21 protein-coding genes and 1 tRNA gene are annotated in these 19491 nt (G+C 63.6%); 15 read left to right on the forward strand and 7 right to left on the reverse strand.

Going from position 1 to position 19491, the window contains the following annotated elements; all coding sequences use genetic code 11:
• Positions 1 to 3: 3 nt before the first annotated feature.
• On the reverse strand, positions 4 to 2748 hold the full coding sequence (locus SynRS9907_RS13325; protein WP_188022497.1) for a valine--tRNA ligase: 2745 nt from the start codon (positions 2746 to 2748) through the stop codon (positions 4 to 6).
• Positions 2749 to 2877: 129 nt separating this feature from the next.
• Here SynRS9907_RS13325 and SynRS9907_RS13330 point away from each other — a divergent pair, with 129 nt between their 5' ends.
• Positions 2878 to 4086, forward strand: coding sequence for an extracellular solute-binding protein (locus SynRS9907_RS13330; RefSeq protein ID WP_255445927.1), 1209 nt, complete (start codon positions 2878 to 2880; stop codon positions 4084 to 4086).
• Positions 4086 to 5414, forward strand: a complete 1329-nt coding sequence (locus SynRS9907_RS13335; protein ID WP_188021353.1) for a mechanosensitive ion channel family protein — start codon at positions 4086 to 4088, stop codon at positions 5412 to 5414. The genes SynRS9907_RS13330 and SynRS9907_RS13335 overlap by 1 nt, the downstream gene beginning before the upstream one ends.
• Here the strand turns inward: SynRS9907_RS13335 and SynRS9907_RS13340 are convergent.
• Entirely contained in the window at positions 5394 to 6017 is a 624-nt protein-coding gene (locus SynRS9907_RS13340) for a 2OG-Fe(II) oxygenase (RefSeq protein ID WP_114987741.1), read from the reverse strand. The two genes, SynRS9907_RS13335 and SynRS9907_RS13340, sit on opposite strands and share 21 nt — an antisense overlap.
• On the reverse strand, positions 6014 to 6463 hold the full coding sequence (locus tag SynRS9907_RS13345; protein WP_186514280.1) for a protein phosphatase: 450 nt from the start codon (positions 6461 to 6463) through the stop codon (positions 6014 to 6016). Before SynRS9907_RS13345 ends, SynRS9907_RS13340 begins: the two co-directional genes overlap by 4 nt.
• A 54-nt stretch (positions 6464 to 6517) precedes the next feature.
• On the opposite strand from SynRS9907_RS13345, the gene SynRS9907_RS13350 reads away from it, so the two are divergent.
• From SynRS9907_RS13350 to SynRS9907_RS13375, 6 genes are read left to right on the forward strand one after another with little or no spacing between them, the layout of a single operon-like run.
• A complete protein-coding gene (locus SynRS9907_RS13350) occupies positions 6518 to 6775 on the forward strand; it encodes a hypothetical protein (protein WP_006852028.1) in 258 nt (85 codons plus the stop codon).
• Between the two features lie 20 nt (positions 6776 to 6795).
• Complete coding sequence (locus SynRS9907_RS13355; protein ID WP_188021354.1) at positions 6796 to 7704, forward strand: oxidoreductase; 909 nt, start codon at positions 6796 to 6798, stop codon at positions 7702 to 7704.
• A gap of 50 nt (positions 7705 to 7754) precedes the next feature.
• Positions 7755 to 8165 (forward strand): transcriptional repressor, encoded by a 411-nt coding sequence (locus SynRS9907_RS13360; protein ID WP_188021355.1) that lies wholly within the window; start codon positions 7755 to 7757, stop codon positions 8163 to 8165.
• Positions 8162 to 8899 (forward strand): MBL fold metallo-hydrolase, encoded by a 738-nt coding sequence (locus tag SynRS9907_RS13365; RefSeq protein WP_188021356.1) that lies wholly within the window; start codon positions 8162 to 8164, stop codon positions 8897 to 8899. The genes SynRS9907_RS13360 and SynRS9907_RS13365 overlap by 4 nt, the downstream gene beginning before the upstream one ends.
• Positions 8900 to 8937: 38 nt before the next feature.
• Entirely contained in the window at positions 8938 to 9174 is a 237-nt protein-coding gene (locus tag SynRS9907_RS13370) for a high light inducible protein (RefSeq protein WP_115009835.1), read from the forward strand.
• Between the two features lie 57 nt (positions 9175 to 9231).
• A complete protein-coding gene (locus SynRS9907_RS13375; RefSeq protein ID WP_115009834.1) occupies positions 9232 to 9537 on the forward strand; it encodes a TIGR03894 family protein in 306 nt (101 codons plus the stop codon).
• A gap of 1009 nt (positions 9538 to 10546) precedes the next feature.
• Here SynRS9907_RS13375 and SynRS9907_RS13385 read toward each other — a convergent pair.
• Positions 10547 to 10618: transfer RNA gene (locus SynRS9907_RS13385), tRNA-Val, on the reverse strand.
• 58 nt (positions 10619 to 10676) lie between these two features.
• Between SynRS9907_RS13385 and SynRS9907_RS13390 the strand changes: the two genes are divergently transcribed.
• Positions 10677 to 11159, forward strand: coding sequence for a metal-binding protein (locus SynRS9907_RS13390; RefSeq protein WP_188021357.1), 483 nt, complete (start codon positions 10677 to 10679; stop codon positions 11157 to 11159).
• Positions 11160 to 11192: 33 nt separating this feature from the next.
• Positions 11193 to 12026 carry a nucleoside triphosphate pyrophosphohydrolase gene (mazG, locus tag SynRS9907_RS13395; protein ID WP_188021358.1) on the forward strand — a complete coding sequence of 278 codons (834 nt, stop codon included), beginning with the start codon at positions 11193 to 11195 and terminating at the stop codon, positions 12024 to 12026.
• On the opposite strand, the gene arfB is transcribed toward mazG, so the two are convergent.
• Complete coding sequence (arfB, locus tag SynRS9907_RS13400) at positions 12023 to 12454, reverse strand: alternative ribosome rescue aminoacyl-tRNA hydrolase ArfB (protein ID WP_115009815.1); 432 nt, start codon at positions 12452 to 12454, stop codon at positions 12023 to 12025. The two genes, mazG and arfB, sit on opposite strands and share 4 nt — an antisense overlap.
• Positions 12455 to 12723: 269 nt before the next feature.
• Here arfB and speE point away from each other — a divergent pair, with 269 nt between their 5' ends.
• Positions 12724 to 13566: a polyamine aminopropyltransferase gene (gene speE, locus SynRS9907_RS13405; RefSeq protein ID WP_188021359.1), complete on the forward strand. Its 843-nt coding sequence runs from the start codon at positions 12724 to 12726 to the stop codon at positions 13564 to 13566.
• Positions 13563 to 14453, forward strand: a complete 891-nt coding sequence (speB, locus tag SynRS9907_RS13410) for an agmatinase (protein ID WP_188021360.1) — start codon at positions 13563 to 13565, stop codon at positions 14451 to 14453. Before speE ends, speB begins: the two co-directional genes overlap by 4 nt.
• Here the strand turns inward: speB and SynRS9907_RS13415 are convergent.
• Complete coding sequence (locus tag SynRS9907_RS13415; RefSeq protein WP_115160958.1) at positions 14447 to 14842, reverse strand: cyclic nucleotide-binding domain-containing protein; 396 nt, start codon at positions 14840 to 14842, stop codon at positions 14447 to 14449. The genes speB and SynRS9907_RS13415 overlap by 7 nt on opposite strands.
• A gap of 84 nt (positions 14843 to 14926) precedes the next feature.
• Entirely contained in the window at positions 14927 to 15139 is a 213-nt protein-coding gene (locus SynRS9907_RS13420; protein WP_188021361.1) for a hypothetical protein, read from the reverse strand.
• A gap of 130 nt (positions 15140 to 15269) precedes the next feature.
• On the opposite strand from SynRS9907_RS13420, the gene gcvT reads away from it, so the two are divergent.
• The 3 genes from gcvT (at position 15270) to SynRS9907_RS13435 (ending at position 19489) form a co-directional block, all read left to right on the forward strand.
• Positions 15270 to 16373, forward strand: coding sequence for a glycine cleavage system aminomethyltransferase GcvT (gcvT, locus tag SynRS9907_RS13425; protein WP_188021362.1), 1104 nt, complete (start codon positions 15270 to 15272; stop codon positions 16371 to 16373).
• A 49-nt stretch (positions 16374 to 16422) separates the two neighbouring features.
• Positions 16423 to 18252, forward strand: coding sequence for an aspartate--tRNA ligase (gene aspS, locus SynRS9907_RS13430; RefSeq protein WP_188021363.1), 1830 nt, complete (start codon positions 16423 to 16425; stop codon positions 18250 to 18252).
• Positions 18253 to 18355: 103 nt separating this feature from the next.
• Complete coding sequence (locus tag SynRS9907_RS13435) at positions 18356 to 19489, forward strand: RpoD/SigA family RNA polymerase sigma factor (RefSeq protein WP_188021364.1); 1134 nt, start codon at positions 18356 to 18358, stop codon at positions 19487 to 19489.
• Positions 19490 to 19491 lie beyond the last annotated feature (2 nt).

Consider the following 19491-nt stretch of genomic DNA (forward strand, 5'->3'; position numbering starts at 1 on the left):
GAATCAGCTCAGATCCGCCAGGCGCTTGCGGGCCAGATCGGCCTGGGCCTGCTTCTCATCGAGGTTGGCCTGGCATTCCGCCACCACCTCCGGCGGCGCCTTGTCGGCGAAGTTGGGGTTGCCCAGCCGGCCCGCCAGGCCCTTGATCTCCTTCTCCGCCTTGGCGATGTCTTTCTCCAGGCGCCCTTTCAGCGCATCGAGGTCCACAAGGCCTTCGATCGGCAGCAGCACCTGCAGCTCACCGCTCACCCCCGCCAGGGCCTTGGCCATCGGCGCCGCATCGGCCTCCGCCGGCGCCATCACCGCCACCGACTCCGCCCGTGTCAAGGCTGTGATGTCGGCCGTGCCCTGAGTGAGCACAGCCGCCAGCTCACCGCGACCGATGACGAAGCGCACCGGCACCGATTGCGAGGGCTTGAGGCCCGCCACCGCGCGCAGGTTGCGCACCACACGGATGGCACCGATCAGCTCAGCGAACGAGGCTTCGAGGTCTTCGTTGAGGGCTGCTTCGTCCACTACCGGCCAGGGCTGCAGAGCCAGGAAGATGGTCTCCGGCTCACCGGTGACGCTGTGCCAGAGCTCCTCGGTGAGGTGGGGCATCAGCGGATGCAGCATCAGGTGCATCTGGCTGATCACCTTGGCCAGCACCTGCTTGGCCACCCGCTGATCGGCGAGGGCCTCGGCCGAGGTGTTCTCACCGGGATTGAGCCGGCGCTTGCTCAGCTCCAGATACCAGTCGCAAACGTCGTTCCAGGCGAACTCGTAAAGCCCCTTGGCGGCTTCACCCAGGCCATAGCTGCTGTAGCGCTCGGCCGTCTCCCGGTTCACCCGAGCCAGGCGGGAGAGGATCCAGCGATCGGCCAGCTGCAGGGCCGCGGGGTCGGGTTCACCGAGTTGGGCCGGTGTTTCGCCGCCCAGGTTCATCAGGGCGAAGCGGGTGGCGTTCCACAGCTTGTTGGCGAAATTGCGCGAGGCCTCCACCGTGGCGGAGGTGTCTTTCTTGCGGTCATAGTCCAGGCGGATGTCCTGACCCGCACCGGCCACCTCCCGCACCAGGGCGAAACGCAGGGCATCGGTGCCGTAGCGGTCGATCAGCAGCAGCGGATCGATGCCGTTGCCGGCGCTCTTGCTCATCTTGCGGTTCTGCTCATCCCGCACCAGGCCATGGATGTAGACGTCCTGGAAGGGCATCTCACCGGTGAAGGCGCCGGCCATCATCGTCATCCGGGCCACCCAGAAAAAGATGATGTCGAAGCCCGTCACCAGGGTGCTGGTGGGGTACCAGCGCTGCAGGTCGGCGCTGTCTGCATCGGGCCAACCCAGGGTGGAGAAGGGCCAGAGGCCACTGGAGAACCAGGTGTCGAGCACGTCTTCGTCCTGCTCGATCTCCGCCGCCGCGCCGTACTCCGCCTTGGCCTTCTCCAGGGCTTCGGCTTCGTTGCGGGCCACCACGTAGGGCGTGGTGTCGGTGTACTTGCCGCCGGTCTCGCTGATCACGAACCAGGCGGGAATGCGATGGCCCCACCAGAGCTGGCGGCTGATGCACCAGTCGCGGATGTCGGTGAGCCAGTCGCGATACACCTTCTCCCAGCGCTCGGGGATGAAGCGGGGGTCCTGCTTCTCGAGGGCCTCACGACAGCGAGCCGCCAGGGGCTCGGTTTTGACAAACCACTGGGTGGAGAGCAGCGGCTCCACCGGCACCTTGCCGCGGTCGGAATAGGGAACGCTGTGGCGGTAGTCCTCCACCTTCACCAGCAGCCCCAGCTCCTCCAGACCGGCCACCACAGCCTTGCGAGCCTCGAAGCGATCCAGCCCCTCGAACTGGCCGGCCTCCTTGTTCATCGTGCCGTTCTTGCGCATCACCGTGATCTGGGGCAGACCGTGGCGCTGGCCGATGGCGAAATCGTTGGGGTCATGGGCCGGCGTCACCTTGACGCAGCCGGTGCCGAACTCCTTTTCCACGTGGTCGTCGGCCACGATCGGAATCTCCCGCCCCACGAACGGCAGGGTGAGGGTCTGGCCCACCAGGTGGGCGTAGCGCTCATCGGTGGGGTTCACCGCCACCGCCGTGTCGCCCAGCATCGTTTCAGGCCGGGTGGTGGCCACCTCCAGGTGGCCGTCGCCGCTGCTGAGCGGGTAGCGGAAATGCCAGAGGTGGCCATCCACCTCCTTCATCTCCACCTCCAGATCGCTCACCGCCGAACCGGAGGCGGGGCACCAGTTCACCAGGTACTCACCGCGGTAGATCAGCCCCTGCTCGTGCAGTCGCACGAAGGCCTCCTTCACCGCCTCACTCAGACCCTCATCGAGGGTGAAGCGCTGGCGCTTCCAATCCACGGAATACCCCAGCCGCCGCAGCTGGCCCACGATCCGGCCACCGCTTTCGGCCTTCCACTGCCAGGCCCGCTCGAGGAACGCCTCACGGCCGAGGTCGTGGCGGGTCTTGCCCTCCGCTTTGAGCTGCTTTTCGAGGATCGTCTGCACCGCGATCGAGGCGTGATCGGTGCCGGGCAAGCAAAGAACGTTCTTTCCCGCCAGGCGCTGGTAGCGCACGATCGTGTCGATCAGGGCCGTGTTGAAGGCATGGCCCATGTGCAGGCTGCCGGTGACGTTCGGCGGCGGGATCACCACAGAAAACGGTTCACCGGGGGCCTTCGGGTCGGGATGAAACGCTCCCTGGTCCTCCCAGGCCTGCTGCCAGCGGGCCTCCGTGCCAACCGGGTCGTAGGTCTTGGCCAGTTCGGGCACAGGAGGCATGGAATTCAGTCAAGCCATGGTCGCAAAAGGTGCTGACGGGCTCGGCGACTCTCACTAACCTCAGCTCACGCCTTGGACGTCATGGCTGCTGGGTTAAGTCGAGCGTGGCTCTTGGGCCTGATGGCCGGGCTGTTGAGCGGCTGTTCGGCCATCGATGCACTGCAACCGCCAGCGGTGGTGGACATCGTCCGCACCATCGACAACAAAGCCAACATCACAACGCAGGATTACGACCAGCTGGAGGACATCTCCGCTCTGGTGTTCCAGCAGATCCGCGACATCGATCCACAGATCCATCCCCAACTCCAACTGTCATCCCGGACACGCTTCATCGACGAGATCCGCGAGCGAACGGAGAGCGGCTTCGGGCCTGATTTGATCATCACCGACAGCGAAACAGCACTGACGCTGTATCGATCGCGGCTGATCGACCCAATCCAACTTTCGGAGCAGGACCGTCAGGACACCCCCCAAAGCCTGCTCGATCTGGTCACCGCCAAAGACGGTGCCCTGGTGGCACGCCCCGTCAATCAATTCGTGCAGCTGGCTTGCTTCAACAAAGAGCGCCTGCCCACGGCTCCAAGGAGCTTGGAGGAGCTGAAACAAAGCAGCAGTGACGCCACCTTCGGCATGGCCGTTCAGCTCAAGGACCTGTTCTGGAGTGCCGAGGCCTTCGATGCCAGCCCGGCCCTCAAGGCCGCGATGGACTCCCCCAGTACAGTTCAAGCCCATCGGGAGAAGGTGACCGCCTGGCTGCGCTGGCTGGTGGACTCCAGCTACCAGCAGAACATCCGCTTTCTCAACAACCAGGGCAACCTCCGAGACGGACTGATACGAGGCGAACTCGACTGGATCACCTGCTGGAGCAACAACCTCAGAGGTCTCAAGCAGAAGCTGGGCGACAGGCTCGGGGTGACGGCCCTTCCCAAAGGACCGAATCAGAACCGCACCGCCACCACGCGTCTGGAGGTCTGGGCCCTGGGCCGGAACTCCAGCCCGCTTCAACGGCGCAAGGCCCTGTTGATGCTCGATTTCGTCACCAAGCCCTGGGCCCAGAAGACTTACTCCCTTGCCACCAACAACGCCATGCCAGTGAGCCAAAAGGCGGCCACCGTGGTGGCCTCGAAAATCCCCGGCGGCAATGAAGCCCTGCGCAATTACATCAGCGCCGAGCGGCCGCTGAGCAAGATGCGCGTAAAGGCACGGATCTTCCGCGACCCCGTTCGCTACGACACCATCTCTGATGCCCTGCTCGACACCATCTACGACATCCAGACACCTGAGCAGGGGGCTGAACAAATCCTCCAGGGCTTGAGGGAGAAGCGCTGATGCTCCAGGATCTGAACCGGGAAGTGGTCACCTGGCTGGGCTATCTCCAGCGGGGCTCCGTGTTGCTGCAGCTAGCAATCGTGGTGAGCACGGTGCTGGTTGAAAAGCGCAGCCGATGGACGCGTCGCCTGAACTCCGAGGTGTTCAGCAGCTTTGCCGAGCTGGCCTCCCCCTTGTTATTGATCCTGTTGGGGGCTGCCATCAAAGCGTTGGGGTTCCCCGGTGGCTTGGTGCAGTACCTGGCCACACTCTGGCTGCTCTGGCGGCTGTTCAAACCCATCAACTTGCTGATTGAGCAGCGCTTTCCGAACTTGCCGGTGGATGAACTGGATCGAATGCTGTTCCGGCCCTTGTTGCTGCTGTTCACGGTGCTCAGTTTCTTCCAGATCCTGGGCAGCCGCGAATCCCTGGCGATCATTGAAATCGGGGACGTCTTCGGGGTGACCCTCACCGTGGGCAAGCTGTTCACAGCCCTCACAATCACCTACCTGATCGTCGCCTATGCCAAGCGGCCCGCTGCGCTTGTGGCCTGGCTGGGGGGCTACTACATCGGACTGAAACCCCAGGGGCAACGGGCTTTGGAGGTGATCCTCCAGTACTCGGTGATTGGCGTCGGCGTGATGGGAGTCGCGTACTACGTCGGCATCAACGGCACCGCCCTGGTGGCCGTGGCCGGGGGCCTCTCGGTGGGCATCGGCTTTGGCATCAAGGAGATCGTCTCCAACTTCATCAGCAGCCTCTGGCTGTTGTTCGAAGGATCGGTGCGCCCCGGCGAAATCCTGATGATCAACGGCGACCCCTGCACCGTGCGCAAGCTGGGCCTGCGGGCCACCCAGTTGCGGCGCGGCCGCGATGGAGCGGAACTGCTGATTCCGAACCAGAACTTCTTCACCCAGGAGGCGGAGTCGTACACCGCGGAGGAAACCTCACGCCGCGACGCGGTGGTGGTGGGGGCGGCTTATCACCATGAACCCAGTCAGGTGATCGCAGTCCTTGAGGAGGTGGCCCGTCAGCACCAGAAAGTGCTGCAGTACCCACCACCACAGGCGTTCACGGTGGATTTCTCCGATTCATCGATCAACTACAAGCTGCTCTTCTGGGTGCGCAATCCCCTGGAAGCCTTCGCTGTGGGCAGCGATCTGCGGCAAGCCATCTGGACGGCGTTCGACAAGAACGGCATCGGCATTCCCTTCCCGCAGCGGCAGGTGTATCCGATGGAATGGCCCCCCTCCAAGGAACAAACCCACCGGCTCGGCAGCCCCAGCAATCAGCTCCAGGCCGAAGCAGACAGCGATCCTGCCAACGACTCAGCTGGCGAGACGCCGTAGGTAGTCCTCCTGGCGTCCGGCGTTGATCCAACCGGTGGCGATCAACTTGCTGGCGCTCTCATTCACCCGTCCGCGGTGAATGTGGGACGGACCAGCCGGAAAGATCACCAACTTGCCCCGCTCCGCCGGTTCGTGGTGGTCCTGCCAGTGGAACTCGGTGCCAGCCTCATCCACGTCGTTACAATAAAGAATCCAGGCCAGCACCCGGTGCACCGGTTCGGTGGCCTCATCGCTGATGGTCCAATCGCAGTGCCATCGCTTGAACCCTTCCCCCGGGGCGTAGTGCTGGAGGTTGAAGATCGGATTCACAAACAGGCTCTGCTGCGGGCAGCACTGCCGGAACAACGGCCGCTCCTGCAGATAGCGCTCCAAGCCGGCCGTCACCCCCCGCAGGATCAGTTGCGAGAGGGCAAAGGATTCAGGTTCCGAGCGATCAATCGCCACCAGGCTGATGTCGGTGCTCTGTTTCGCCGGTTCCCCCTCACCCTCAGGCCCGAAGGCCACGCCAGGCCGCTGTAAGTCCACCCGGCGCTCGAAGAACTCACGCACCGCATCGGCCACCGAGGCGTAACCGGGATTGCTGTAGCGCCCGATCAGGTTCATGCCGCGGCCTCCACGCGAGGAATCGCCACCACAGCATCGAGCTGCTGCCAACGCGACCGGTCAGCCACATGGCCCTGCAACTGCACCTGTTCGATCACCGTGGCAGCGCGCTCAAGATCCAGGGGAACACCCGGGCCCATCGGCAGCACCAGCACCTGCTGCTCAGCCGGATCGGCCATCACCTGAAGATCGAGGGCCTCCAGCTCCCGCTCAAAGAACACCCGCCGCATCCGGGTGGTGAGGCTTGGCCCAAGCGCCTCGACGAACCGGGCCATGCCGGCTTCATCCCCGGAGCTGCCGCAATTCAGCGACAACCAGATCAGCAGCTTCACCCAACTTTCCGCCGTCCACAGGGGTTGGAAGCTTTCCCGGTGCTGCCGCACCAGCTCAGCGATTGAAAAATCAAACAGCGTGGCCTGCAGGCCAGTGGCATCAGCGGAATCCATGCTGTTCATCCTCTCCTGCGAAAGGTCAGACTGGGACGACTGGCTATTCGCACCATGGCCCTGGACCTGAACGATCCCGAACTCGAGTTCTCCGATCTGGTCTACGCCTACCAGAGCTGGGTGATGGCGGTGATCAATGACGAAAAGCTGGACAGCGACGACAAGCTGCTCACCGACGACATCGCCGAGGACGCCCTCAACTCAATGCGCTTCCTGCCGGGCGAGGTAACCAACGCCATCGAAACCAGCCTGGCCCGCGTCTACGACGTGGACGCCGACGAACTGGCCGAGCTGCTCTTCCCTGAGGACTGAGCCCAGGCTCAGGTGACGCGATGGGTTGGTCCGCGGCTGACATCCCGAACCAGCAGGGCCGTGTCGCCCTGATCACTGGAGCCAACAGCGGCCTGGGCCTGGAAACCGCGCGCGCCTTGAAACGCTGCGGGGCCACCGTGGTGTTGGCATGCCGCAGCCCCCGCAAAGCCGAGAGGGCCAAGCAGGAGTTGCTGCAGGAGCGCGATGGGGGAGCGGTGGATCTGGTGGACCTGGATCTGGCGGACCTGACCAGCGTGCAAAAGGCGGCGGCCACCGTCGGGGAGCGCTACGGCTGCCTTGATCTGCTGATCAACAACGCTGGCGTGATGGCACCGCCGCGCCGCACCACCGCCCAGGGGCATGAATTGCAGTTCGGGGTGAATCACCTGGGGCACATGGCCCTGACCCAGGCCCTGCTGCCGCTGCTGCAGAACCGGCCCGATCCCCGCGTGGTGACGGTGACCTCCGGAGCGCAGTACTTCGGCAAGATCCGCTGGAACGACCCTAGCTGGAGCAAGAGCTACGACCGCTATGGGGCCTATGGCCAAAGCAAACTCGCCAACGTGATGTTTGCCCTTGAGCTGGATGCACGCCTGCGCGAGCAGGGCAGCCCCATCCGCTCCCTGGCCGCCCATCCCGGCATCGCGCGCACGGAACTGCAGCCCACCGCAATCGCCAGCGTCGGCAACCGCTTCGAGGCCCTTGCCTACCGGCTGATGGATCCCCTGTTCCAAAGCGCCGGCATGGGTGCCCTGCCCCAACTGCATGCCGCCACCGCGGCGACTGCTCAGGGTGGCGAGCACTACGGCCCTGAGCAGTTCGGCGGCTTGCGGGGTGCACCGGCGCTCTGCCGCGTTGCACCAGCAGCGAGCCAACCTGCCGAACGGCAGCGGCTCTGGAGCTTGAGCGAGCAGCTGATCGGTGGCTAAATCCCACGCTGTGATGTTGAGTGGCCGCTGGTTGGTCGCCCTTTGAAACCATGGCCACTCGCCGCCCTGCCACCCAGATCAATGCCCGCCAGAAGGTCTTGCTGGCGAACCTGCAGGCCTGTGGTGATGAGATGAGCGGTCAGCAGCTGCACCGCAGCCTGGAGCCCGAACAGGCCATGGGCCTGGCCACGGTCTACCGGAATCTGCGCCAGCTGCAGCAACGGGGCCTGGTGCGCTGCCGCCACCTGCCCAATGGCGAGGCGCTCTATGCGCCGCTGGAGCGGGATCGCCACCACCTCACCTGCGTCGATTGCGGCAAGACCCAGGTGCTCGACCACTGCCCGATTCACGACCTGGAGGTGCCCGAAGACGGTCGCAAAGGCTTCGATCTCCTGTTTCACACGCTTGAATTCTTTGGTCTCTGCAGCGACTGCCGCGAGCGGCAGCAAAGCCCGTCATGACCCTGGCCGCCACGTACTACGGAGCCAATGGCTGGTTGCTCGAATTCGATGATCTCCGCGTTCTGGTGGATCCCTGGTTGCGCGGCAGCCTGAGCTTCCCCCCCGGAGAGTGGCTGCTCAAAGGGGAACTGCCCTGCGAGCGCAAGGTGCCCGAGAAGCTGAACCTGCTGTTGCTCACCCAGGGGCTTGCAGACCACGCCCATCCGGACACCTTGGCGCTTCTCCCCAAGGACCTGCCCGTCATTGGATCGGCGGCGGCTGCACGGGTGGTGGAACGCCTGGGATTCACCAGCGTGAAAGCCCTCTCCCCCGGAGAGAGCACCAACCACCAGGGCCTGCGGGTGCGCGCCAGCGCCGGTGCACCGGTGCCGATGGTGGAAAACGGTTATCTGCTCGAACATCCGGCCGGGTCGCTCTATCTCGAACCCCACGGTTTTCTCGATCCAGCCCTGGAGCCACAGCCCCTGGATGCCGTGATCACGCCGATGGTGGATCTGGGGCTGCCGGCGCTTGGAGCGTTCGTCAAAGGCTGCTCCGTGGTGCCGCAACTGGTGGAACGCTTCCAACCCACCACGGTGCTCGCCAGCACCTCCGGCGGCGACGTGCGCTTTGGCGGCGCCTTGAGTCGGGCCCTGCAAATGAAAGGATCCGTAGCCAGCACTGGAGCCCAGCTACCCGCCAGCAGCTCCTGGACCGATCCAACACCGGGGGAACGACTGCTGCTGAAAAACTGATTTTTCGGATTAAGCTTTGTAACAACAGCTTGAGTTCGATGAAATCCACGCAAGCGAGCGATTCCTGGTTCCAAGGCGTCGCTGCCCGCGACATCCACATGGAGCAGCTCAAAAAGGCCGAACGCTTCAACGGCCGTGCCGCCATGGTCGGCATCGTGATCGGAATCATCACCGAGGGGCTCACCGGTGCCGGCATCGTTCACCAGATCGGGCTGGGTCCCCTGGTGGATGGCTATGCCGCCTGCCGCACCCAATTCCTGCCCTTCTGCTTCTGATTCGGAAGGGGGACCACCCCCCGATGACGAGAATGGTGCGATTCACGTTCGAATCGAATGGCTGCTGACAAGGAACTGCTGAAGGAAGTGGCCCTGGAGCTGTGGAACACCACCAAAAAGCTTCGTCCCGGCCTGCCCAAAGCGCCTCGCGCCCAGCTGGTCTTAAAGGCTCTGCTCACCATCGGTGACATGAGTGATCAGCTAGAAGCCGCCATGGTGCTTGGAGTGATTGAGGCGCAGGAACCCGACGATGAGCCCGGGCAGGGAGAAGCAGCCGGCGAAGACAAGACGGTGTCTGAAACCGATGCCAAGACCGAGCGGGAGACCCCCAGGGTTGTGCGCAAGCGCTCCAGCAGCCGCTGATCAAGACCTCCAAATGGCAAGCCACCCATCCCGCTCCCTCCCTGGGGATGGGTCAAGCTTTTGAAAGCGCTTCGGCGAGACGGCTTAACGCTGCAGAGCAACCACAGCCGCCGCAGCAGCAAGGGCAACGATTCCAGCCATCCAGATGCTGCCTTGGCGTTCCAACAACCACGCAGCGTTGCGAGAGATCGACAACCTGCCAGTTGCCAACAGCGCAGTGAACCCCACTAGCAGAACCACGGGAACCACAAGCGCCAAGACCAACTGCATCACAAAGTGCCTTTGAGGCCTACCTTCCAATGATGATGTGGTGGCAAATCGAGCTACGTCTCTACGTCCGCACCACAGCCTGAATCTTGACTCTGTTGATCATCACGGCCGGTTTCATTGGTCTGCTTTGGCTCATGCAAAGCCTGATCAGACGTGGCATGGATGACGGCAGCAACAGCTGAGGCGTCTTCATTCCGCTGAAGGGAGGAACCTCGTCAGCGATGCCTGAGCTCCCCTGGGGCCTGCTCGGCTTCCGCCTTCAGGAAACGGCGATGCTGAGATGAGGCATAGCCGCTGAGGTCAATTCTGCTGGCATTGCTGCCAGCATTTCGCCACTCCCTCGGGGGAGTGCTGGATCTTCTGTTCATGGAATCGAGTTATCGGTTCTCGCGCAGTGGGCCTTCAATCAGGCTCTTTGGCGTCGCCCCACCTTTGCACACCCAACCGTCCGACGCACCGAGCGGATGAGTAATTGCAGCTACGGCAAGCCATTCGAATCGGACCGATACTCCGCCCAACGGCAAACGGCTTGTGACTCCTGAAGAGCAGTACGTGCAATGCATGGATGCTGCCTACGCCGCTGCTGACAGGGAGACCTGCCTGAAAATGATGCGAAGGGCAGAAGGCGTCCTGCGCGGTGAATTCAGCGCCCAAACAGGAAGCGATGGCCCAGGTGAACGAGCGTTAGCGGGCTGAAGCAAAAAACCAACGAAACCCAGTGCAGCACCGGGTTTTGAGATGGGCGATACTGGGATCGAACCAGTGACAATCTCCTTGTAAGGGAGGTGCTCTACCGCTGAGCTAATCGCCCGATGCGGCAAATTCTGCCCTAACGCGTCAGCTTGGGGGCGCACGACAGCCCCGAAGACTTGGCAACGGGTCGCCGCCACGATCAGAGCATCTGGGTCCTGAGTCTCCCGCTCGGCATCGCTGTGGGCTTGGTGCTGGGATGGGCTGCAGCCTTGATCGCAGCCGCCAGCTGCCTGGCTGGCGGTTTATGGCTGTCCCCAGACCTAGATACCCGCTCCAATGCGCTGCGGCGGTGGGGAGCCCTCGGCTTTCTCTGGTGGCCCTACCGCCTGCTGGTTGCCCATCGCTCGCTCTGGTCCCATGGCCCGCTGCTGGGAACAACCGCGCGCCTGGCGGTGCTGCTCACCTGGTGCCTGATCGTAAGCATGGCGGTTCCAGCACTCTCACCAGCGGTGCTGCTGACGACGCTCCAGCAACTGATGCGTCAGCACCCACGGGAGTTCATCGCTCTGCTTGTGGGTTTGGAGGGCAGTGCCTGGATCCACCTGATCCTCGATGGCGACCCCTGGCCCCAGGAATGGTCGAAGAAACGACAGCGATGAGAAGGTGGGCGTTGCCCCAGTTGTTGCCCCGGCATGGCCAACGCTCCTTCTGACGCCATCCAGCGACTGATCGATGTTGTGGCCCAACTCAGGGATCCAACAACGGGCTGTCCCTGGGATCTGGAGCAGACCCATGCCTCGCTGGTGCCCTACGTGCTGGAAGAGGCCCATGAAGTGGCCGATGCGATCCGCCAGGGCAGCGATGCCGAGATGAAGGAAGAGCTGGGGGATCTGCTGCTGCAGGTGGTGCTGCATGCCCAGATCGCTCGGGAGCAGCAGCGCTTTGATTTGGATGCGATTGCCGACGGCATCAGCGACAAACTGATCCGCCGTCACCCCCATGTGTTCGGCGATGCCGTCGCCAGCACCAGTGACGAGGTGCGACGCAGCTGGGAGGCCATCAAGCTCCAGGAGCAGGCCGAGACCCTGGCGGGCTCCTCCAGCCCCCTCAGCGACCGGCTCAGAACCAAGGTGCGGGGCCTGCCGGCCCTGGCTGGAGCCATGACCATCTCCAAGAAAGCGGCCAAAGCCGGCTTCGAGTGGGATGACATGGCCGGCGTCTGGGAGAAGGTCCATGAGGAGCTGGACGAACTCAAGGAGGCGGTGGCCAACGGCGACAAAGGTCATGCCCAGGAGGAACTGGGCGATCTGCTGTTCACCCTGGTGAATGTGGCCCGTTGGTGCAGCATCGAACCCGAGGAGGGTCTCGCCGGCACGAATCAACGCTTCCTCGACCGCTTCTCCCGCGTTGAAGCTGCCCTGGAAGGGGATCTGCAGGGCCGCAGCATCAACGAATTGGAAGCCCTCTGGAAACAGGCCAAAGCGGCGATCCGAGCAGAACACTCGCCCACCTCTGGATCCGATTAGTCGTCCAGGGAGGGACGACTGCGCCGTTGACGCTTGAGGTCACCACGCTTTTTCTTCGTGTCCAAGCGCCGCTTCACGGCACCACGACCCGGCCGGGTGGCCTTTCGGGCACGCGGTGCTGGCTGCAAGCCCTCCCGCAGCAGCTCCCCCATGCGATGCAGAGCCTTCTGTCGGTTCTGCCATTGGGAGCGTTCTTCTGCGACCACAACCCGTAGGCAGCCCTCCACCAAACGGGTCTGGAAGTGCTCCAGCAATCGGGCGCGGCGAAATGGACCCAGACAGGAACAGTTCGCTAGATCCAGAAGCAACTCCACACGGGAATCGGTGGTGTTGACCCCCTGCCCGCCGGGGCCGGATGAGCGGCTGAACCGCCAGCGCAGCTCCCTGGACGGAATGGTCAACCGCTCGTTCACCACCAGGTCTTGCACCAGCCATCTCCTGGCTCAAGAACAACAGGATGCTCCCACCAGGTTGATGCTTCGAAGAGGGAGCACCTGCACCAACCCTGACCCCTACCGATAAAACAAAAGCCTTGATCTGACGAAAAAGGCTTTGGAGCTGCCCTCTTCCACAGCAGCTCCCCAACCAAACACATTCAACCTCCACATCTTGCGTTCGTCAATCCCAAGAGCACTACATCTGGTGTTTGGGAACAGCCCCACCGGGTCCTTAGCTGGAGAGATGCCCACCGCAGCCCATGAGCAGCTGGATTGACGAAGAACACCGCGGCGTCCGCTATGGATTGAAGGGAGAGGTGCTGGTCGAGGAGACCAGTCCGTTCCAGCGGATCAGCGTGATTCGCAGTGAGCGCTACGGGCGGGGGCTACTCCTGGATGGCTGTTGGATGACAGCGGAACAGCAGGAACGCCATTACCACGAGGCCTTGGTGCACCCAGCCCTATGCAGCGCCAGCTCGATCGAGCGGATTCTGGTGATCGGAGGCGGGGACGGCGGCACCGCGCGGGAATGCCTGCGCCACCCAGGCGTCCGGCGGCTGGACATGGTGGAGATTGACGGGCGTGTAGTGGAACTCAGCCGGGAACACCTTCCCGACATCGGCGGATCCGCCTGGTCTGATCCGCGGTTCCAGCTCACGGTGGGCGATGGCATCGCCTGGGCCGCTGAGGCTGAGGACCAGAGCTATGACGTTGTCTTGGTGGATGGCTCTGATCCCGCCGGACCCGCCGAAGGCCTGTTCAACCGCGCCTTCTTTGAAAACTGCCGACGGATGCTGAAGCCCGGGGGCGTGTTCGGTACGCAGAGCGAATCTCCGGAAGCCTTCCGCGATGTCCACATCGCCATGGTGCGCCTGTTACGCGAGGTGTTTGACCATGCCGACCCGCTCTATGGCTGGGTGCCGATGTACCCCAGCGGCTGGTGGAGCTGGACCTTCGCTGCGATGGCAACACCCCGTTACCGCACTCCAGACCCAGAGCGCAGCGAGGCCATCGCCGCAGGCTGCGAGATCTGGTCCCCGCGTTGGCAGAGAGGTGCCATGGACGCCATTCCGGCCTTCGTCGAACGGGAGCTGCAGCCATGACCGCACAACCGCCGAGTGGGCTTTTCGACAGTTTGTTTGACAGCGACGGAACCATTTTCATGGGATCCCGTCGCAACCCTGCCGACTGCCGCGTTGGTCTGTTTGGTGTGCCGTACGACGGCACCACCTCCTTTCGCCCTGGCACCCGCTTCGGCCCCGCCGCCATCCGAGAGGTGAGCGCTGGCCTGGAGACCTATTGCCCGCAACTCAACCTGGATCTGGAGGATCTCGACTTTGCGGATCTTGGTGCCGTTGAGATTCCCTTCGGCAACCCTGAGCCCGTTCTCACCAAGGTGAAGCAAGCAACCGAAGCCGTGCTCAGCCTGGGGCTCAGTCCCCTGATGCTGGGCGGGGAGCATTCGATCAGCTCAGGTGCCGTGGAGGCTGTGGCACAAAGCCACCCCGACCTGGTGCTGGTGCAGCTGGATGCCCATGCCGACCTCAGGGACAGCTGGCTGGGGGCCCGCCACAGCCATGCCTGCGCCATGCGCCGCTGTTTGGAGGTTCTTCCCAGCCAGACGCTGTTTCAACTCGCGATCCGGAGTGGCACGCGCGAGGAATTCAGCGAACTGCACGAGAGCGGCCGGCTGATGCCCAGCGTCGACGCCCTTCAACAGGCCCTCGCTCCCTTGCAGGGGAAACCCATCTATCTCACCGTCGATCTGGACTGGTTTGACCCCGCCGTTCTGCCTGGAACCGGCACACCGGAACCCGGTGGTTACAACTGGTCTGACTTCGCCAGCCTGATCGGGGTGCTTCGAGAGCATCACCTGGTGGCGGCCGATGTGGTGGAACTGGCCCCACAACTCGACACCAGTGGCATCAGCTCCGTGCTGGCCGCCAAGGTGACCCGCAGCCTCCTGCTGCTCCTGGGTGGCGATCAATAGAAGTGACGGGCATCAGCCCGCTGCTGCCGCAAACGGCTGTGCTGCTTGCTGAGCAATTGCAGCACCAGCGTTGGGTGCCGATGGATGAGCGCCAGAAAATTGGAGCGGCTCAGGCGGAACAACGAAACAGGCGTCACCGCTGTGGCATCACGGCTGTGACACTCGGCGCCATCCACCAGATCCTCATAGAAAAACAATTCACCGGAACCAAAGCGAATGCGGTTCAACGGACCACTGCTCAGTTCCATCCATCCCCGTTCAATCACATGGATGAACTGCACAGGCTCACCGGCACTGAAAACAGTTGCGCCGGTGGGAAGGGTCAGGCGATCCACCTCAGGCTGTTCCTGGATCAGTTCCAGAGGAGTCAGCGGAGCTGAGGCGGACAAGGCAACAACCGGGGTTGGCTGCAGTATCCCGCGTCCATCCGGTGGAGGCCATCAGCAATGGAGGAGTCATGGATGGATCCAGGCTCACGTCAAGCTGCGATCCAGCTCCAGCTGACGCTCTCCAACACCGCTGCTCTGCAGAGAGGGAAGCTTGGGGGAACGGGGGGTCCAGTGGTGACAGACCATCAGATCTGCAATCTCGGCATGCACCTCCAACCGGCGCAGACGGCACCACCCCTTCGCACCTGCCGGCAGGGTGCAGTATTGACAACTGCGACAGCAGGAGCTGGCGGCCAAACAAGCGCTCCGGAAACGCGCTCAAACTAGTGACGGTCTGCGAAATGGACCATGGACAGGGGCAAATTTCCGGGTTCCCTTCCGGATCGTGAAGCCCTCCATAAGAATGCGCTTCTCATCGGCCGCCCCCATGTCCCTGCAGCGCACTCCCCTGTTCGAGTCCTGCCGCAGCGCCGGGGGCCGCATGGTGCCGTTTGCCGGCTGGGAGATGCCGGTTCAGTTCAGCGGCCTGATCCAGGAACACAAGGCCGTTCGCGAACGGGTCGGCATGTTCGACATCTCCCACATGGGAGTGCTCCGCCTCGAAGGTGCCAATCCCAAGGATGCGCTGCAACGGCTGCTCCCCAGCGATCTGCACCGCATCGGTCCCGGCGAAGCCTGCTACTCGGTTCTGCTGAACGAGAGCGGGGGCATTCGCGACGACCTCATCGTTTACGACTGCGGTGCCATTGATGCCGAACGGGGTGCGCTGGTGCTGGTGATCAATGCCGCCTGCGCCGACAGCGACACCGCCTGGATCCGTGAACAGATGGGGCCCGCTGGCCTGACGGTGACCGACATCAAAAAGGACGGCGTGCTGCTCGCTCTGCAGGGCCCTGAGGCCATGGGAGTGCTGCAGGAGCTGAGCGGCGAAGACCTCAGCGGCTTGCCCCGTTTCGGCCACCGGCTGCTCACCCTGAACGGCCTGAACCAGCCGGTGTTCACAGCGCGCACGGGCTACACCGGCGAAGACGGTGCCGAGCTGCTGCTCAACGCAGACGACGGACAAAAGCTCTGGCAGCTTTTGCTCGACCGCGGTGTCACCCCCTGCGGCCTGGGGGCACGGGACACCTTGCGGCTGGAGGCCGCCATGCACCTCTACGGCCAGGACATGAACGACACAACCAACCCCTTCGAGGCGGGGTTGGGTTGGCTCGTGCACCTGGAAATGCCCGTGGATTTTGTGGGCCGGCAAGCGCTGGAGCAAACGGCGGAATCCGGCCCAGCCAAACGCCTGGTGGGGCTCAAGCTGCAGGGTCGTGCCATCGCCCGCCACGACTACCCCGTGATGCACAACGGAGAGACGGTGGGCATCGTCACCAGCGGCACCTGGTCCCCCACCCTGGAAGAAGCGATCGCCCTGGCCTACGTGCCTCCATCCCTCGCCAAGCTCGGCACCGAACTGAGCGTTGAGATCCGCGGCAAGGCCCAGCCGGCAACGGTCGTTCGCAAGCCCTTCTACAAACGCGCCTGAAGCTCACCGCTGCTGTGGGAAACTCGCTCTTCTCCAGTTGAGACATCCCATGCGCAGCAACGGTTGCGGCGACCTGCGCGAACAGAACATCGATCAGCAGGTGCAACTGTGCGGCTGGGTGGATCGACGCCGTGATCACGGCGGGGTGATTTTCATCGACCTGCGGGACCGCAGCGGCACGGTGCAGATCACGGTGGACCCGGATCTGGGCGCCGACGCCTTCGCCGTCGCCGAGCATCTGCGCAGCGAAACCGTGCTGCAGGTTGAGGGGAAAGTGCGGGCCCGGCCTGGCGACTCCCTGAACGACAAGCTGGCCACGGGGGCTGTGGAAGTGCTCGCCAGCGGCATCACCGTGCTGAACAGCGTGAAAGGCAACCTGCCCTTCCCCGTGTCAGTGCACGACGAGGAGAACACCCGCGAAGAACTGCGGCTGCGCCACCGCTACCTGGATCTGCGCCGCAAGCGCATGAACGACAACCTGCGGCTGCGGGCCCAGACCATCCAGGCCGCCCGTCGCTTCCTGGAGGACGCAGGCTTCATCGAGGTGGAGACCCCGGTGCTGACCCGCTCCACACCGGAAGGCGCCCGCGATTACGTGCTGCCCAGCCGGGTCTGCGGCGGCGAATGGTTCGCCCTGCCCCAGTCCCCCCAGTTGTTCAAGCAGCTGCTGATGGTGGGCGGCATCGAGCGGTACTACCAGGTGGCCCGCTGTTTCCGCGACGAAGACCTGCGGGCCGACCGCCAGCCGGAATTCACCCAGCTGGACATCGAGATGAGCTTCATGGATCAGGAGCAGATCCTGGAGCTGAACGAATCACTGATCTGCGCCATCTGGAAGGCCGTGAAGGGCATCGAACTACCGCGCCCCTTCCCGCGCATGACCTGGCATGACGCCATGGACCGCTACGGCACCGACCGGCCTGACACCCGTTACGGCATGGAGCTCACCAACGTGAGCGACATCGTCAAAGACATGGGCTTCAAGGTGTTCAGCGGTGCCGTGAAGTCCGGCGGCGCGGTGAAGTGCATCGCGGTGCCGGGCGGCAACGATGCGGTGAGCAACGTGCGGATCAAACCCGGCGGCGATGTGTTCAGCGAGGCCCAGAAAGCCGGTGCCGGTGGCCTGGCCTTCATCCGCGTGCGCGAGGGCGGTGAAATCGACACGATCGGCGCCATCAAGGACAACCTCAGCGATGAGCAGAAGCAGGAGCTGCTCAGCCGCACCGGCGCGGAACCCGGCAGCCTGCTGTTGTTCGGCGCCGGCGACACCGCAACGGTGAACAAGGCCCTCGACCGGGTGCGTCAGTACCTGGCCAAGGAGCTGGGCATGGTGAAGGCCGACCGCGACAACGACCAGTGGAACTTCCTCTGGGTGGTGGACTTCCCGATGTTCGAGTTCAACAGCGACGAGAACCGTTACGAGGCCCTGCACCACCCCTTCTGCGCGCCCAATGCGGAGGATCTCGGCAGCGATGCGTCGAAGTGGGCCGAAACCCTGCCCGGAGCCAGAGCCCAGGCCTACGACCTTGTGCTCAATGGCCTTGAGCTGGGCGGTGGCTCCCTGCGCATCCATGACTCCGCCCTGCAGCGCCAGGTGTTGCAGACGGTTGGGTTGCCCCTCGAGGAGGCCCAGGAGCAGTTCGGCTTCCTCATGGACGCCCTCGATGTGGGCGCACCTCCCCACGGCGGCCTGGCCTTCGGTGTGGACCGGATGGTGATGCTGCTGGCGGGCGAGGAGTCGATCCGCGACACGATCGCCTTCCCCAAGACCCAGCAGGCCCGCTGCCTGATGACCAATGCCCCAGGGGGCGTGGCCGACAAGCAGCTGGAGGAACTGCACGTGGCCAGCACCTGGGTCGAGCCCGACCAGGAGGACTGACCTCTGCAGCGGGACTGAGCAGATCCCGAAGGGAATCAGCGCATTTGTCGCACCGCGGTCAACCGCGAGGAACCCTGAAGTTGGACTTCACCCAGGTCAGCTTTTGCCCAGCAAGCCCCGACGGACCGGGGGGACCCGTGAGCGCCGCAGCAGCGGCACCACGGATCTACTGCGGCTTTATCTCCAGGACATCGGCCGAGTCGACCTGCTCACCAATGAAGAGGAGGTCACCCTGGCCCGCCTGGTGCAGCGCCGCGAAGCACTGCTGCACCAGCAACGGGAGCTGGCTGAGAGCGATACCGCCATCGGTGAACTCCATCGCCTCGAAGAACTGCAACGCCGGGAAGCCAACCAGCACAGCCACTGGCCAACCAAGCAGGAATGGGCCCGGGCTGCAGGACTGCCCTTGCCCGAGTTGCAGCAGCGGATTGACCTGGGCTATCAGGCCTGGGCCGAACAGGCCCAGCTGAAGGCCAAAGATCTGAAGCTGGCCCTCCGCAATGGGAGGCGAGCCAAAGACCACATGATTCAGGCCAACCTGCGCCTGGTGGTGGCGGTGGCCAAGAAGTATCAGCAGCGGGGCATGGAAATCCTGGATCTGGTCCAGGAGGGAACGCTCGGGCTGGAACGAGCCGTGGAAAAGTTCGATCCCACCCGTGGTTTCCGCTTCAGCACCTACGCCTACTGGTGGATTCGTCAGGGCATCACCCGGGCCATCGCCACCCAGAGCCGCACCATCCGTTTGCCCGTTCACGTCACCGAAAAACTGAACCGGATCAAACGGGTCCAGCAGGAGATTGCAAGCAACGAAGGACGCATCGCCTCGATCGCAGATCTGGCGCGCGAGCTGGGCATCAGTGAGGACACCGTGCGCCAGACCCTGGCCCGGGTGCCCCGCTCAGTGTCTCTGGACACCCGTGTCGGCCGCGAACAGGACACCCAACTCGGAGATCTGATCGAGGACGGCCATGCCACCCCGGAGCAGACCCTCACCCACGACGAACTCCACAACGATCTGGAGGATCTCCTGGATGAACTCACCAGTCGGGAGGCCGCTGTCCTGCGCCGGCGCTTCGGCTTGGAGGACGACACGCCCCAGACCCTGGCCCAGATCGGGGAAGAGCTGAAACTCTCAAGGGAGCGCGTTCGTCAGATCGAAACCCGCGCCCTACTCAAACTGCGGCAACCCCAACGACGCAGCAAAGTCCGGGATTACATCCAGGGCCTGGATTCCTAAAC

The sequence above is a fragment of the Synechococcus sp. RS9907 genome, assembly GCF_014279615.1.
GTDB lineage: Bacteria > Cyanobacteriota > Cyanobacteriia > PCC-6307 > Cyanobiaceae > Parasynechococcus.

What these genes read in the sequence shown, in the direction of transcription:
- SynRS9907_RS13330 (WP_255445927.1), top strand. Translation starts at nt 2,878, where the DNA reads ATGGCCGGGCTGTTGAGCGGCTGTTCGGCCATCGATGCACTGCAACCG.
- SynRS9907_RS13335 (WP_188021353.1), top strand. Translation starts at nt 4,086, where the DNA reads ATGCTCCAGGATCTGAACCGGGAAGTGGTCACCTGGCTGGGCTATCTC.
- SynRS9907_RS13340 (WP_114987741.1), bottom strand. Translation starts at nt 6,017, where the DNA reads ATGAACCTGATCGGGCGCTACAGCAATCCCGGTTACGCCTCGGTGGCC.
- SynRS9907_RS13345 (WP_186514280.1), bottom strand. Translation starts at nt 6,463, where the DNA reads ATGGATTCCGCTGATGCCACTGGCCTGCAGGCCACGCTGTTTGATTTT.
- SynRS9907_RS13350 (WP_006852028.1), top strand. Translation starts at nt 6,518, where the DNA reads ATGGCCCTGGACCTGAACGATCCCGAACTCGAGTTCTCCGATCTGGTC.
- SynRS9907_RS13355 (WP_188021354.1), top strand. Translation starts at nt 6,796, where the DNA reads ATGGGTTGGTCCGCGGCTGACATCCCGAACCAGCAGGGCCGTGTCGCC.
- SynRS9907_RS13360 (WP_188021355.1), top strand. Translation starts at nt 7,755, where the DNA reads ATGGCCACTCGCCGCCCTGCCACCCAGATCAATGCCCGCCAGAAGGTC.
- SynRS9907_RS13365 (WP_188021356.1), top strand. Translation starts at nt 8,162, where the DNA reads ATGACCCTGGCCGCCACGTACTACGGAGCCAATGGCTGGTTGCTCGAA.
- SynRS9907_RS13370 (WP_115009835.1), top strand. Translation starts at nt 8,938, where the DNA reads ATGAAATCCACGCAAGCGAGCGATTCCTGGTTCCAAGGCGTCGCTGCC.
- SynRS9907_RS13375 (WP_115009834.1), top strand. Translation starts at nt 9,232, where the DNA reads ATGGCTGCTGACAAGGAACTGCTGAAGGAAGTGGCCCTGGAGCTGTGG.
- mazG (WP_188021358.1), top strand. Translation starts at nt 11,193, where the DNA reads ATGGCCAACGCTCCTTCTGACGCCATCCAGCGACTGATCGATGTTGTG.
- speE (WP_188021359.1), top strand. Translation starts at nt 12,724, where the DNA reads ATGAGCAGCTGGATTGACGAAGAACACCGCGGCGTCCGCTATGGATTG.
- speB (WP_188021360.1), top strand. Translation starts at nt 13,563, where the DNA reads ATGACCGCACAACCGCCGAGTGGGCTTTTCGACAGTTTGTTTGACAGC.
- gcvT (WP_188021362.1), top strand. Translation starts at nt 15,270, where the DNA reads ATGTCCCTGCAGCGCACTCCCCTGTTCGAGTCCTGCCGCAGCGCCGGG.
- aspS (WP_188021363.1), top strand. Translation starts at nt 16,423, where the DNA reads ATGCGCAGCAACGGTTGCGGCGACCTGCGCGAACAGAACATCGATCAG.